The sequence below is a fragment of the Thiothrix unzii genome (assembly GCF_017901175.1).
Taxonomy (GTDB): Bacteria; Pseudomonadota; Gammaproteobacteria; order Thiotrichales; family Thiotrichaceae; genus Thiothrix; species Thiothrix unzii.
Window position 1 is genome coordinate 2,383,813 of the sequence record NZ_CP072793.1, and the last position, 12,933, is coordinate 2,396,745.

17 protein-coding genes are annotated in these 12,933 nt (G+C 49.4%); 3 read left to right on the top strand and 14 right to left on the bottom strand.

Features of this window, described 5'->3' with window-relative positions:
- Positions 1–22: 22 nt before the first annotated feature.
- From J9260_RS11885 to J9260_RS18695, 6 genes are read right to left on the bottom strand one after another with little or no spacing between them, the layout of a single operon-like run.
- Positions 23–2,398 carry a type IV pilus secretin PilQ gene (locus tag J9260_RS11885; RefSeq protein WP_210217971.1) on the bottom strand — a complete coding sequence of 792 codons (2,376 nt, stop codon included), beginning with the start codon at positions 2,396–2,398 and terminating at the stop codon, positions 23–25.
- Positions 2,399–2,447: 49 nt separating this feature from the next.
- Entirely contained in the window at positions 2,448–3,008 is a 561-nt protein-coding gene (locus J9260_RS11890) for a pilus assembly protein PilP (protein ID WP_210217972.1), read from the bottom strand.
- The gene (locus J9260_RS11895; RefSeq protein WP_210217973.1) at positions 3,005–3,622 is read right to left on the bottom strand and encodes a type IV pilus inner membrane component PilO; all 618 of its coding nucleotides are present in this window, start codon (positions 3,620–3,622) and stop codon (positions 3,005–3,007) included. Before J9260_RS11895 ends, J9260_RS11890 begins: the two co-directional genes overlap by 4 nt.
- The gene (locus J9260_RS11900) at positions 3,619–4,221 is read right to left on the bottom strand and encodes a PilN domain-containing protein (RefSeq protein WP_210217974.1); all 603 of its coding nucleotides are present in this window, start codon (positions 4,219–4,221) and stop codon (positions 3,619–3,621) included. Before J9260_RS11900 ends, J9260_RS11895 begins: the two co-directional genes overlap by 4 nt.
- The gene (pilM, locus tag J9260_RS11905; protein ID WP_425520094.1) at positions 4,221–4,997 is read right to left on the bottom strand and encodes a type IV pilus assembly protein PilM; all 777 of its coding nucleotides are present in this window, start codon (positions 4,995–4,997) and stop codon (positions 4,221–4,223) included. Before pilM ends, J9260_RS11900 begins: the two co-directional genes overlap by 1 nt.
- The gene (locus J9260_RS18695; RefSeq protein WP_246499777.1) at positions 4,897–5,199 is read right to left on the bottom strand and encodes a pilus assembly protein PilM; all 303 of its coding nucleotides are present in this window, start codon (positions 5,197–5,199) and stop codon (positions 4,897–4,899) included. Before J9260_RS18695 ends, pilM begins: the two co-directional genes overlap by 101 nt.
- Positions 5,200–5,456: 257 nt before the next feature.
- Here J9260_RS18695 and J9260_RS11910 point away from each other — a divergent pair, with 257 nt between their 5' ends.
- Complete coding sequence (locus J9260_RS11910; protein ID WP_210217975.1) at positions 5,457–8,042, top strand: penicillin-binding protein 1A; 2,586 nt, start codon at positions 5,457–5,459, stop codon at positions 8,040–8,042.
- Complete coding sequence (locus J9260_RS11915; RefSeq protein ID WP_210217976.1) at positions 8,042–8,644, top strand: hypothetical protein; 603 nt, start codon at positions 8,042–8,044, stop codon at positions 8,642–8,644. The genes J9260_RS11910 and J9260_RS11915 overlap by 1 nt, the downstream gene beginning before the upstream one ends.
- On the opposite strand, the gene hemE is transcribed toward J9260_RS11915, so the two are convergent.
- The 4 genes from hemE to fur all read right to left on the bottom strand — a co-directional run bounded on the left by hemE (position 8,635) and on the right by fur (position 10,883).
- Complete coding sequence (hemE, locus tag J9260_RS11920) at positions 8,635–9,699, bottom strand: uroporphyrinogen decarboxylase (protein WP_210217977.1); 1,065 nt, start codon at positions 9,697–9,699, stop codon at positions 8,635–8,637. The two genes, J9260_RS11915 and hemE, sit on opposite strands and share 10 nt — an antisense overlap.
- 28 nt (positions 9,700–9,727) lie before the next feature.
- Entirely contained in the window at positions 9,728–10,174 is a 447-nt protein-coding gene (locus tag J9260_RS11925) for a GatB/YqeY domain-containing protein (protein WP_210217978.1), read from the bottom strand.
- Positions 10,174–10,389 carry a 30S ribosomal protein S21 gene (rpsU, locus tag J9260_RS11930; RefSeq protein ID WP_028490129.1) on the bottom strand — a complete coding sequence of 72 codons (216 nt, stop codon included), beginning with the start codon at positions 10,387–10,389 and terminating at the stop codon, positions 10,174–10,176. Before rpsU ends, J9260_RS11925 begins: the two co-directional genes overlap by 1 nt.
- Before the next feature lie 74 nt (positions 10,390–10,463).
- Positions 10,464–10,883: a ferric iron uptake transcriptional regulator gene (fur, locus tag J9260_RS11935; protein ID WP_210217979.1), complete on the bottom strand. Its 420-nt coding sequence runs from the start codon at positions 10,881–10,883 to the stop codon at positions 10,464–10,466.
- 67 nt (positions 10,884–10,950) lie between these two features.
- Here fur and J9260_RS11940 point away from each other — a divergent pair, with 67 nt between their 5' ends.
- Positions 10,951–11,280: an outer membrane protein assembly factor BamE gene (locus J9260_RS11940; protein WP_210217980.1), complete on the top strand. Its 330-nt coding sequence runs from the start codon at positions 10,951–10,953 to the stop codon at positions 11,278–11,280.
- 14 nt (positions 11,281–11,294) lie between these two features.
- On the opposite strand, the gene J9260_RS11945 is transcribed toward J9260_RS11940, so the two are convergent.
- From J9260_RS11945 to J9260_RS11960, 4 genes are all read right to left on the bottom strand, one after another.
- Positions 11,295–11,543, bottom strand: coding sequence for a hypothetical protein (locus J9260_RS11945; protein WP_210217981.1), 249 nt, complete (start codon positions 11,541–11,543; stop codon positions 11,295–11,297).
- Positions 11,543–11,881 carry an RnfH family protein gene (locus J9260_RS11950; RefSeq protein ID WP_210217982.1) on the bottom strand — a complete coding sequence of 113 codons (339 nt, stop codon included), beginning with the start codon at positions 11,879–11,881 and terminating at the stop codon, positions 11,543–11,545. The genes J9260_RS11945 and J9260_RS11950 overlap by 1 nt, the downstream gene beginning before the upstream one ends.
- Positions 11,868–12,305, bottom strand: a complete 438-nt coding sequence (locus J9260_RS11955; protein ID WP_210217983.1) for a type II toxin-antitoxin system RatA family toxin — start codon at positions 12,303–12,305, stop codon at positions 11,868–11,870. Before J9260_RS11955 ends, J9260_RS11950 begins: the two co-directional genes overlap by 14 nt.
- Positions 12,306–12,393: 88 nt before the next feature.
- On the bottom strand, positions 12,394–12,906 hold the full coding sequence (locus J9260_RS11960) for an RDD family protein (RefSeq protein WP_210217984.1): 513 nt from the start codon (positions 12,904–12,906) through the stop codon (positions 12,394–12,396).
- Positions 12,907–12,933: the final 27 nt, after the last annotated feature.

Below are 12,933 nucleotides of genomic sequence, written 5' to 3' on the forward strand. Positions count from 1 at the left end.
CGGGAATCAAGCGGATTATAGCTTAAGACTTACCATCGACAATTTTTGGCGTTACAAAGATCAATAACTCACGTTTGTCATTGCTCTTTTTGTCGGTGCGGAACAAACGTCCTAATACTGGCACATCACCCAACACCGGCACTTTAGTGGTATCACGCAGATTTTCTTCCTCGTGTACTCCACCCAAAACCACGGTTTGACCATTTTCAACCAGCACTTTGGTTTGGATTTCGCGGGTATTAATGCTCGGCACTCCGGCAAATACTTGCCCCACGGTGTCTTGGTTAACCTTCAAGTCCATTGAAATGTGTTCATCCGGGGTAATTTGTGGCGTTACCTCCATGCTCAACACGGCCTTTTTAAAGGAAACACTGGTTGCACCGCTGGCGGAAGCTTCTTGATACGGAATCTCCACACCTTGCTCAATAGTCGCCTTGGTTTGGTTAGAGGTCATGACTTTTGGTGTGGAAATGATTTCACCCTTGCTTTCCGCCTGCAATGCCGACAATTCCAAATCCACCATGAAGTCTTTCGACAATAAAGAGAATCCGAACTTACCAGCCGCACCTGTCACCGGCAAATTGACGCTCAAACGGTCACTTAAACCCGGAACAGTGATAGGCGTTTTACCCGTTTCATCCGCTGCTGCTTCCGCAATACTGGTGTAGTACTTATCGGAACCGTTCAAGCTACCGATACCCACGCTGTCTTTATTGATCCATTTTGGAGTTACGCCGAAACGCGCCCCCAACTCTTTACCGAATTCGTCATTGGCGGTCACAATACGCGATTCGATCAACACTTGCTGCACTGGCACATCCAATGTTTTCACCAAGTCTCGGATGGATTCCACTTGGCTGATGGTATCTTTCACCAACAAGGTATTGGTACGCTCATCCACGGATACTGTGCCGCGCGGCGATAACAAGGACTGTTTATCGTCGGTTTTACCCTTGTGAATCAAGGCTTCCAGATCGACGGCTTTAGCAAAATTAATCGCAATGTACTCTGTGACTAACGGCTCCAGCTCTTGCTTGGCTTTCAGGGCTTCCATTTCCTGTTTTTCTTTGCCTTCTAACTCCGGCGCAGGTGCAACCCAAATAACATTGCCGTTTTCGCGCATTCCTAAGTTTTTGGATTCCAGCACAATATCCAATGCCTGATCCCACGGTACATCTTTCAAACGCACTGTGATATTGCCCTGCACGGTATCGCTTACCACAATGTTTTTATTGGTGAAATCGGCTAATAATTGCAGTACCGCCCGCACTTCAATGTCTTGGAAGTTGAGGGAAAGCTTTTCGCCGGTAAAGTTTTTCTTTTTCTTTTCACCCAAAGCCAATTTCTCAGCCGGGGTTACAACTTTGGCTTTATCAATGAACACGGTGTATTCATTGCCTTTGCGCTGGGTGCGATGGGTAAAGCCCTCACGCGCGGAAATCATGACACGCGCCCCCATATCACGTTGCGCCACGTCCACTTCCGTTACTGGTGTGCCAAAATCCAGCACATCCATGCGTTGTTGCAAATGCTTAGGAACGTCCACATCCATCATCGAGACGGTTACGACATTACCACGCTTATCTTCGTTAACTTTGGTATCAGCCGATGGTAATTCGAGCACAATACGTGCACCACCCTCTGGCTCACGCCGGAAATCAACCCCACGTAACGCAGCCGGATTAATCGCCGCCGGAGCAGGCATCGGTGGCGGTGGCGCAACCACGGCAACAGGCGGAACGGCAACCGTTTTAGGGACAACCCGTTCAGCGACCGGAACCACCACCGGTGCGGGTTTCGCGGCATTATCTGCGGGTGGCACATACCATTTATAATCAGGATCAGCAGACGCTTTTTGCGGCTCAGGTAAAACCACCGCTGGCGGCAGTTCTGGCACTACACTCGCAGTCGCTTTCCCGGAAGTTGCGAATTTGCCATCGCCACTGGTTTTTGCCCCAGAACGAGTGGGCGCACTTGGTGCAACTTGCGGGGTACAATTCGGGACGCAATCGCCATCAAACACCATCACAATGGCATTGCCCTGCACTTCCACCGTGTAATTCACCAGTTGCTGCATCCGCACCACAACGCGCGTCTTGCCTTTATTGCCTGCGGCTTCCACAGCTTGAATCTGCCCCATATTCACCGTTTTCTGACGGCTGGATGGGCTAACCTCAGTAGCAGGGAAATCAAACACCAAGCGTGCCGGATTTTCTAAAATCGTCCCCTTGGGTGGGGTAATCGGTGCGTCAAACTCCAAGCGCACTTCGGTTTTATTCGCCGCCACCGATTGTGCTGTCACTGCTTGTAACAGGTGTCCAGCCGCCAACGCCACATCAACAGCAGAGGCAGATGACAAAAAGAGTGCCATAGCAACGGCGTGTTTTATTGTTTTCATTATGTTGCCAATCCTTTTATGTAAGACAGCGCGGAAAAATGTTGTTGCATCATGGTTTATTCTCAACCACATCAGTTAGTGCAATCGCATTTTCCTGTTCTTTGTAACCGCCAAAACCGTTTTCGACCAATTCTTGTAAAGCCACGCGCATTTCTTCAACCTTCGTGACTTTACCGTGATTCTTGCCGAGGTAATTCCCCGCGCGTACCCGATGCACCGCACCGTCCGGGATCCGAATCAAGGCCCACAAATCTTTGCCCTGATACACCGTACCCACCATGCGCAAGCTGTCCAACGGGAAGCCTTCCAAAAATTCCGGTACACGGTTCGCATCAGGCATCACCACACCCTCTGGTTGCGGGCCTTTATCAGGAGCCAGAATTTTGGAGTCAAACGGACTAAGGTCATGCCCCGGATAAATAAAACGCACATAGGGCTTCATTTCGGGAATCGGTTCAATCGGGGCGGGTACTCTGGCTTTCACTTCTGCCATGTAACTACTCAAGTCCGATGTATCATCATTACAACCTGAGAGCGACAATAACAAGCCGACACCCGCTAAAAACTTAATCAACACCGGCAGCCGCGCTGCACCAGAATAGCTGATCATCCGGCTGCGCCTCCCTGTGCTGCGACTGGCTCAACCGCCGTGTCGTCCAAATAACGGTAGGTACGCACCATCGCTTCCATCCGCAACATATCCGTATCCGCTTCCGGCTTCAAAGTAATGTCGCTAATGGTCACAATACGTGGCAAACCCGCAATATCGCTCACAAACGTTGCCAGCTCGCGGTAACTACCCTTAGCAATGATTTTAATCGGCTTTTCAGCGTAGAAATCCATTAATACATCGCCCGTCGGCTCGAATAACTCCAACTCCAAGCCGTTGGATAAACCTTTCTCGGAAATATCGAGAATCAGACCCGGAATTTCCACATTGCTAGGTAATTGTTTTAACAAATCCCCAAACACATGTTCCATTTCTGCTAACTGTGTTTGGTATAACGGCAATTGACTGGCGCGTTTTTGACGAGTTTCAAAGGTTTGGCGCAATTCTTGTTCTTTTTGCTCAACCACTTCCAGCTCTTCGATTTGGCTAACAATCACCAACTTGTAACCCAAAAACAACACCACCCCCATGAGTACTGCCAAGGCCAAACCCTTGACCGACCATGAGACGCTCGATGGGTCTTCGGCTAGACTGTTAATTTCATTAAGGTTCATGAGCCACCCTCCGGTTTTTTCTGGGTTTCAGGCGGTTTACTCGGATCAGCTTGCGTCAATAATTGCGTCACATCCAGCTTGAAATCACGCAATGCCAAACCGTCATCTTTAGCGGCATTCGTAGAAATAATATTCAGGTTAGATGAGCTTAACCACGGTGATGCATCCAGTTGATTCATGTAACTGGAAACCCGCGCGTAAGATTCTGCCTTACCCTCCAACTGCACCAATGTGCCGCGCTGTTGCAGATTCACGAGGTACATGCCTTTAGGTAACGCATTCACCATATCGTCGAACAAATGCACCACTGCCGGACGAGTACTTTGCAGGTTTTCAATGACTTTCATCCGATCCAGCAACGCTTGGCGGGTTTTATCCAACGCCTCAATTTGCTTAATCTGTGCATCCAACGCCGCAATTTCGGTTTCCAGCATTTGATTGCGCTCTTGCTGGTAACCCAATGCCGATTGCATATAGAAATGCCCCAGCACCACCAAACCCACCGCGCCCAGCAGCGTGGCTCCTAAAACGTTGAAAAATTCTTTCTTTTTAGCTTCGCGTGCTTTTTCACGCCAAGGTAAGAGGTTTAACCCTGCCATTAGTCCAACCCTCGCAGCGACAAACCTGCCGCCACCAGCAAGGCTTGCATATCATTGGTAAAACGCACTGGGCTAACTCTGGGGCCTAATGCGGTGCGCGTAAACGGATTGACCACGCGCACGGGCATTCCAATAGCTGCCTGAATCTGTTCATCAATCCCGGAAATTCGCGCACAACCACCGCAAATCAACACCTGCGCCACACTGTCACGCTGGCTGGAAGCGTAATAAAACTGTAAAAACCGGTGCAATTGACGCACCATATTTTCTTTAAATGGCTCAAGAATTTCAGAGACGTAATTTTCCGGCAGGTTGCCTTCTTTTTTAGCCAAACCCGCTTCCTGCCAAGACAAACCGTAACGGTGCATAATGTCTTCGGTTAATTGTCGACCACCAAAGGATTGCTCACGCGAAAACGTCAAACGGCCTTGTTCAAACACGCTGATGCCCGTCATAGTCGCGCCAAAATCAACCACAGCAACGGTATCGTGTTGCACCAGCTCATTGGTTAAGACGCGCAATACTTTTTCTAGGGCATGGGTTTCGGTATCAACAATTTCCACGGTCAACCCGGCTAATTCCGCCGCCGCGACTCGTACTTCCACGTTTTCGGAGCGGGTTGCAGCTAATAACACATCAACCGCATCAGGCGAATGCGCCGACGGCCCCAATACTTCAAAGTCGTAATTGACCTCGTTCATGGGGTAAGGAATGTGTTGTTCCGCTTCCATTGCCATTTGCGCTTCCATTTCCGAGGGTGGAATAGACGCAGACATGGGTACAATTTTGCTGATAGCCATCGACGTGGGAATCGCCAACGCACAACGCTTCAGGCGCCGTATGACTGTCCCGCAAGGCTTTACGAATAGCATCACCAACGGGTTCTGGCTCAATAATATCCTTCTCGTTGGCGGCACCTTCTGGTAAAGGACATACCGCATAACTCTCAACGCGGTAGTCACGCCCTTTACGGGTCATTTCCACCAATTTGATCGCAGAAGAACTAATGTCCAAACCAAGCAGCGACTCTTTCTGAGAATAAAATGAAAACACAGGCAGCTTCCGGGTTATTGTTATTATTAATAGTTGTGGGTCGTATTTTTTTAATCCTATTTACCGCACAATGGTAGCGTCGAACCACAAAATAGTCTACTCTGCCACTCTCGGCGGACACCTTTTCAGACAAACGGAATCTGCGCGGCATCATCAAAACATTCTAGCCAAAAACACAAAACATGCGCTTCATCGGTAAATTTTTCCAACTCATTTTTGGATCCTTTTTTGCACTCCTCACTTTAGGAGCTATTGGGCTGTTCGGCATTTACGCTTATTACACCCCACAATTGCCCCCTGATAGCGAATTGCGCAAAATTGACATTCATGTTCCGTTACGTATTTATAGCCGCGAAAATCAATTGATTGCCGAATACGGTGAAAAGCGCAGCCGTCCAGTCAAGTTGGATGCGGTTCCCGAAAAACTTCAGCAAGCATTTCTCGCAATTGAAGACACCCGCTTTTACGATCATAGCGGCGTGGATTTTAAAGGCGTAGCGCGGGCGATATACAGCATGATCTCCACCGGCTCCACCAGCCAAGGTGCGAGTACCATTACCATGCAGCTCGCACGTAATGCGTTTTTAACTTCCGATAAAACCTTGGATCGCAAACTCAAGGAAACCCTGCTGGCGATCCGCATGGAACAGGAACTTGGCAAACGCGAAATCCTTGAGCTTTACCTTAATAAGATTTACCTAGGGAAAAGTGCTTACGGGGTCGCTGCTGCTGCCGAAGTGTATTACGGTAAATCGCTGGAAGCACTCACCTTGGCGCAACAGGCCATGATTGCCGGACTCCCCAAAGCACCGTCGCGTTACAACCCGATTGCGAACCCCGAACGCGCCATGATACGCCGCAATTACATTCTGCAACGGATGCTGGAGCTGAACTTCATCGACCGTGTGGCTTACGACGCAGCAGTGCAAGAACCCAATACCGCCACGGTACACCAAACGACGATCGAAACTAGCGCACCGTATTTAGCCGAAATGGTACGTGCGGAAATCGTTAAACGCTACGGTGAGACCAACGCCTATACCCAAGGCTACCACGTTTACACCACGCTCGATTCGAAGCAACAAGCCAATGCAGAAGAATCGCTGCGTAACGCCTTGATGGCTTACGATCGTCGCCACGGCTATCGGGGTGCTGAAGATAAACTGGATTTAGGTGAGTTCAAAAGCGAAGAAGAATTACGCGACAAGCTCTCGACCTACCCCAAACTTGGCGAGTTGGAAGCCGCACTAGTCTTGCGAGCGGATAGCAAATCAGCAGAATTGCTGGTAGGTGAAACCAAGGCAACGCTGGATTTAGATGCCGTTAAATGGGCACGTCCGTTTAAAAACTCAGATCAACGCGGTGCTTCCCCTACGCGCGTTAGTGATGCGGTGAAACCGGGTGACATTATCCGCATTCGCCAAATCGACAAAGACAAAAACACTTGGACACTTTCCCAAGTGCCAACGATTAGCGGTGCACTGGTATCACTTGATCCCAGTGATGGGGCGATTCGTTCCGTGGTGGGCGGTTTCGATTTCCTGCATTCAAAATTCAATCGCGCTACCCAAGCATCACGCCAACCCGGTTCCAGCTTTAAACCTATTGTCTACGCTGCGGCACTCACCAAAGGCTTTTCCCCTAACAGTGTTGTCAATGATGCGCCGATTAATATTCCGGGCAGCAACTGGAAACCACAAAACTTTGGTGGACGCTACATCGGCCCCACCACGTTGGCAGAAGCCCTCGCAAAATCACGCAATCTGGTTTCCATTCGCTTACTACAAAGTATCGGCGTAAATTATGCGATTGATTATGCGGTCAAGTTTGGCTTCCCCCGCGCTGACTTACCCCCCAACCTGACATTGGCACTGGGCACGGGCATGACTACGCCGATGGGGATGGCAACCGCTTACGCCAGTTTCGCCAACGGTGGTTATAAGGTTGAGCCACATTTCATCACACAAATCAAAGATGGCTCCGGCAATCTCTTGGGTGAAGACAAACCCATTAAAGTCTGTGGTGACAATGTAGAATCCTGCACCATAACACCGCCCAAAGACAAAGCAGCAGACGCGGCAACTGCTGACGAAAAAACCACGAAAGCAAACGATAAAGACAAAACCAAAGACAGCAAAAAGACCACGGAGAAAACCACCGGAACCAAACCGGTATGGGAAACCACTGAACTCACGGGTGAATCAGCCACCGACGGCGTGCAATACCCAGCAGCGGAACGCATTATCGACAAACGCACCCACTACCAAATTGTTAGTATGTTGCAAGGGGTAACACAATTCGGTACAGCTGCGCGTGCTAGTCGGGTACTCAATCGCAAAGACATTGCGGGAAAAACCGGAACCACCAACGACCAAAAAGATGCATGGTTCTGCGGCTTCACCCCGAATGTCGTTACGGTCACTTGGCTCGGTTTTGATGACATGGCAAAACTCGGCGAAGGCGAAACCGCCACTAACGTAGCCTTACCATTGTGGATTGATTACATGCATCGCGTCCTGGAAGGTGTGCCATCCAAAGAATGGGAACGCCCGCTCGACTTGAAAGATTCTGATCTTGCTTTACCTGTTGAAGGCGAAGATACAGAAGGTGGTGTTGCTCCGGCTAATCAAGGTGGTTTCCAATACCAAAATGAACGTGATTTAGCCCCTGCTGCACCGCCGCGCCCCAACCAGCAAGGTAATGCGCCAGCAGCACCTGCGCCGCGTCGTGCACCTGAACGGGTCGAAATTCCCGAACAACTGTTCTAATGCGCACACCCAATGAAGAACTCCGCAACCTTGTTGCGGAAGAAGCGGCTCGTTTGATTTACGAAGAAGGCTTTCGTGATTATCGGCTGGCAAAGTTGCGCGCAGCAGAACAACTGGGCGCATCGACACCCACCGCGCAACCTACTAATGAAGAAATTGAAACCGCAATTCACGAACGGATTCGCCTGTTTGATGCAGATACGCAACCTAAGTTGCTGCAACAACACCGTGAAGTTGCGTTAGAAGCGATGGATTTCCTACAAACCTACCACCCCTATCTCACGGGTGCAGCACTCGAAGGCATTACTAGTCCACATTCGGCGGTCACCTTATTGCTGGGCGCGGATAGTGCAGAAGAAGTCATGTTCTTTTTGGAAGACCACAAAATACCCTTTCAAACCCATGACCGACGGGTGCGCTTTGGCAGTAAAAAGCCAGAGTATTTTCCGTTATTGCGCTTTTATGTGGATGAAATTGAAGTGGAGCTGATGATTTTCCCACACAATGACCGCTTTACCCAAGCCCCGATTAGCCCGGTTACTGGTAAAGCGATGAAACGGGCAGACCGCAAGAAAGTGGCTGCCCTACTTAATCAGGCGTGATATTGCCGCCCTAATTCATGCACAGCATCGACCAATACTGCCACGTTTTCGGGGTTAATATGCTGGTGAATGCCATGCCCCAGATTAAACACATGCCCAGAGCCTTGACCATAACTCGCTAATATATCAGCGACTTGCTGGCGAATGACTTCGGGTGATGCATACAATACGCAAGGATCCATATTGCCTTGCAGTGCGACTTTATCGCCTACACGAGCGCGAGCATCGGCAATATTAATAGTCCAGTCCAGACCTAAACCATCGCAACCCGTATCCGCCATCGGTTCGAGCCATTGCGCTCCGCCTTTGGTGAATAAAATGACAGGGACTTTACGACCATCATTTTCACGAGTCACGCCATCGACGATTTTTTGCATATAACGCAATGAAAACTCGCGGTAAGTCGCCGGAGTCAACGAGCCACCCCAAGTATCAAAAATCATTGCAGCCTGCGCACCAGCGGCAATCTGCGCGTTCAGATAAAGGATAATGCTGTCAGCAAGTTTATCCAGCAACAAATGTAAGGCTTTGGGGTTGTCGTACAACATACCCTTCACCTTAGCGAATTCCTTACTGGAACTACCCTCGACCATGTATGTCGCAAGTGTCCAAGGGCTACCGGTAAAACCAATCAATGGAACTCGCCCATCTAGCTCACGGCGAATGGTACGCACCGCATTCATCACGTACTGCAATTCACCTTCAGGGTCGGGAATACCGATTTTCTCGATGTCCGCCATGCTTTGCACAGGGTTAGTGAAACGCGGGCCTTCGCCTTCCGCAAAATACAAACCCAAACCCATTGCATCGGGCACGGTCAGAATATCGGAAAACAAAATGGCAGCATCCAGCGCGTAACGCTCTAAAGGCTGAAGCGTGACTTCACAGGCAAGCTCAGGATTTTTACACAAATCCATAAAGCTACCGGCGCGTGCACGAGTGGCGCGGTATTCAGGCAGGTAACGCCCTGCTTGACGCATGATCCAAATAGGTGTGGTATCAACGGGCTGTTTCAAGAGCGCACGTAGGAAACGGTCATTTTTGAGTTCGCTCATATCAACACCCCTGTAAGCGAAGGAAGGCTCAACCACCAAGACGGGCTTTGATTAACCCGCTTAATTTACCCATGTCGGTACGGCCTTGTACTTGAGGCTTGAGCCAGTTCATAACTTTGCCCATATCACGCACCGATTCAGCACCACTTAGCTCAATACCTTGCTGAATCAATGCCGCTAAGGCTGCGTCATCCAATGGTTGCGGTAAATACGCTTGGATAACGCCGATCTCGAAAGCTTCCTGATCCGCCAAATCCATGCGCCCTGCATCGGTATATTGACGAATGGATTCACGGCGTTGCTTACCCATTTTATCGAGTACTGCTAAAACCGTGGGTTCATCCAGCTCAGTGCGCGTATCAACCTCTTGCTGCTTAATCGCAGCCAACATCAAACGAATAACCCCCAAACGCGGCTTATCTTGCGCACGCATGGCGGTTTTCATGTCTTCGGTGATACGAGCCTTAAGACTCATTAGTACAGACGCACGCGACGGTTCAGGTCACGAGAAATGCGCTTGAGGTTGCGCTTAACAGCAGCCGCACGCATACGCTTACGTACAGAGGTAGGCTTTTCATAGAATTCACGAGCGCGAACGTCGGCTACAACGCCAGCTTTCTCACAAGTGCGCTTAAAACGGCGCAGGGCAACTTCAAACGGCTCGGTATCACGTACTTTTACACTTGGCATAAAAATCTATCTCAAATCCACAATTGAGTAAAACGCGGGATTATACCGGTCTGACTGATAAATGCAAAAGTGATTCACGCCTTTTCGTCGTTATTGTCAAGAAACTCGCCGTAAAGGATCAATGAATGCTCAGTAATACGGAAGTTATACTTTTCTGCCAATTCGCGCTGCCGCTGTTCAATGATCTCATCGTAAAATTCGACCACTTTACCGGTTCTCATGCATACCATGTGATCGTGATGTTTGTCTGAGGCCAATTCAAACACTGCTTGCCCACCTTCAAAGTGATGGCGGCACACTAAACCCGCCCCTTCAAATTGGGTCAATACCCGATAAACCGTTGCCAAACCGATTTCTTCATCATTTGCCAACAGCATCTTGTAAATATCTTCTGCACTGAGGTGACGATCCCGCGCATTACTCAGCAAATCAAGGATTTTTAGGCGCGGTTGCGTGACCTTTAGTCCAGCTCTTTTAATATCCTTCTCTTCCACCCTGCACTCTCCGTCGTTAATAGTCTATCATGGTACACATGTTTACTTTGTATGGTTCAAGATTAACATGATAAAACATCTCATTTCACTCACCTTAGCAAGCGTCTTGCTCAATGGCTGTAGTTTATACAAAATGGAAATCCAGCAAGGCAATAAAATCACTGCTGAAGAGCTGGCGATGGTGCATCCGGGCATGGGTTCGGAGCAAGTGCAAGCAATCCTCGGCACACCGTTACTGGTCGATGATTTCCACAAAAATCGTTGGGACTATGTGTTCTACCTGAAAAGACCCAGTGGCGCGATTGAGCGTAACGGTGTGACAGTATTCTTCCAAAATGGCGTAGTGCGCGAAATTCGCCAAGACCCTCAACCTGAAGCTGCCAACGCCCCAAAATAGGCGGACAAGCGCAACTACAGCCACGCCACCAAGTAATATAAATACTGCCCTTCCGATGATTTGGAAGGGCCTAATACGTGCGCGGGAAAGCGTTTAACATCACCTTGTGCTGCATCAATGGCGGCTTGAGCCGTCGCGTGAACATCCACACAACTGGCAGGAAAACGGTTACGATTAGCCTTGAATTTAGGCATGTAAACCGTGGCATACACCATTTGGGAAATGCCCACACCGGATGGATCCATCGGAACCCTGCCGTGCATCAGTCGGCCTCCGCAGCGTCCGCATCCGTACCGCCGCCCTTTTTCATGCGCTTACCATCCGCTTCGCGTTGCTTACGCACCGCTTTAGGATCGGCAATTAACGGGCGATAAATTTCAATACGATCACGATCACGCAAGCTTTCATCCAACTTTGTCAGCTTTCCGAAAATACCTGCGTGTAAGGTTTCCAGTGATAATTCGGGGTAACGCCCCAAAATGCCCGAAGCCATAATACCCTCGCGCACACTAGCACCACCAGGCACTTCTGCGGGCAACAGTAACTGTTCATGCGGCAAGGGATAAACGACTTCAATACGCATTGTTTCAGGCTTTTCCATAGACACTTCTCGCCCTCTCAACAAAAGAATCCACTAAAGTATTGGCAACCTGATTAAAGATCGGCCCTACGGCGATGCTCAAAATTTTGTTGGAAAACTCAAAATCCAAGTCCAAAGACACTTTGCACTTGCCAGCCATTAGCTCATCGAATCGCCAAAAGCCCTGTAAATGCTTGAATGGCCCGTCGACTAAACGCATTTCAATGATTTTATTGGCCTGTAAACGGTTGAGTGTAGTGAAACGCTTATTCACCGCACCTTTGGCAATTTCAATACTGGCTTTGACTTGATCACCGTCGCGTTCATGCTCAACCGCTGTTCTGCACCAAGGCAAAAACTGCGGGTACTGCGGAATATTGTCCACCAACCGATACATTTGCTCTGGACTGTAGGGTACTAACGCGCTGCGATTGATGTGCGCCATGCCGGATCCTGTTGTTCCCGAAAACTGCCAGTATCCCACATCTTTCGCGAAGAATCTGCTGTCAGCAACGCGCTAACGCGGCGGGTATCTATTGCTGAATCACGATACTACGCGCTAAACGGTCATGCCAACCCTGTGGACGACGCGCATTAACAATTCCCGTCATACCCAAACCAAAGGACAATGCCCCCAGCACATACCCTACATAACGCAACAAGCATTGCCAGCCAGTTAACGATTGCAGCGTAGTGGCATCCACAATACGCAATGACAACAACATCTTACCGGGGGTTGCATCAAACCAGCACCAGAACCCGACAAAATACAAAAATGGTACACACGCCAGCAATACCAAAATATCGACCAACAATGTCAGTTGATCACCCCGATAGGTGTACGCCACCGAAGCATCCATCGCCAGCAGCATTAATAAACTTAACACTCCCAGCAACATCCAATCAAAAGCCATTGCCAACAGACGCATTCCTGCTACCGCATAAACTGGCACTGCCCGTGAAAAATACGACGGTCGGGTTACACCCGGTTGATTACCACTGATTACGCCACTGATGTGCGCATCAACTACCTCACTACGTTTCATGTAATGACACTCCTTGTCACACCCAAA

What these genes read in the sequence shown, in the direction of transcription:
- J9260_RS11885 (WP_210217971.1), bottom strand. Translation starts at nt 2,398, where the DNA reads ATGAAAACAATAAAACACGCCGTTGCTATGGCACTCTTTTTGTCATCT.
- J9260_RS11890 (WP_210217972.1), bottom strand. Translation starts at nt 3,008, where the DNA reads ATGATCAGCTATTCTGGTGCAGCGCGGCTGCCGGTGTTGATTAAGTTT.
- J9260_RS11895 (WP_210217973.1), bottom strand. Translation starts at nt 3,622, where the DNA reads ATGAACCTTAATGAAATTAACAGTCTAGCCGAAGACCCATCGAGCGTC.
- J9260_RS11900 (WP_210217974.1), bottom strand. Translation starts at nt 4,221, where the DNA reads ATGGCAGGGTTAAACCTCTTACCTTGGCGTGAAAAAGCACGCGAAGCT.
- pilM (WP_425520094.1), bottom strand. Translation starts at nt 4,997, where the DNA reads ATGTCTGCGTCTATTCCACCCTCGGAAATGGAAGCGCAAATGGCAATG.
- J9260_RS18695 (WP_246499777.1), bottom strand. Translation starts at nt 5,199, where the DNA reads ATGACCCGTAAAGGGCGTGACTACCGCGTTGAGAGTTATGCGGTATGT.
- J9260_RS11910 (WP_210217975.1), top strand. Translation starts at nt 5,457, where the DNA reads ATGCGCTTCATCGGTAAATTTTTCCAACTCATTTTTGGATCCTTTTTT.
- J9260_RS11915 (WP_210217976.1), top strand. Translation starts at nt 8,042, where the DNA reads ATGCGCACACCCAATGAAGAACTCCGCAACCTTGTTGCGGAAGAAGCG.
- hemE (WP_210217977.1), bottom strand. Translation starts at nt 9,699, where the DNA reads ATGAGCGAACTCAAAAATGACCGTTTCCTACGTGCGCTCTTGAAACAG.
- J9260_RS11925 (WP_210217978.1), bottom strand. Translation starts at nt 10,174, where the DNA reads ATGAGTCTTAAGGCTCGTATCACCGAAGACATGAAAACCGCCATGCGT.
- rpsU (WP_028490129.1), bottom strand. Translation starts at nt 10,389, where the DNA reads ATGCCAAGTGTAAAAGTACGTGATACCGAGCCGTTTGAAGTTGCCCTG.
- J9260_RS11940 (WP_210217980.1), top strand. Translation starts at nt 10,951, where the DNA reads ATGATAAAACATCTCATTTCACTCACCTTAGCAAGCGTCTTGCTCAAT.
- J9260_RS11945 (WP_210217981.1), bottom strand. Translation starts at nt 11,543, where the DNA reads ATGCACGGCAGGGTTCCGATGGATCCATCCGGTGTGGGCATTTCCCAA.
- J9260_RS11950 (WP_210217982.1), bottom strand. Translation starts at nt 11,881, where the DNA reads ATGGAAAAGCCTGAAACAATGCGTATTGAAGTCGTTTATCCCTTGCCG.
- J9260_RS11955 (WP_210217983.1), bottom strand. Translation starts at nt 12,305, where the DNA reads ATGGCGCACATCAATCGCAGCGCGTTAGTACCCTACAGTCCAGAGCAA.
- J9260_RS11960 (WP_210217984.1), bottom strand. Translation starts at nt 12,906, where the DNA reads ATGAAACGTAGTGAGGTAGTTGATGCGCACATCAGTGGCGTAATCAGT.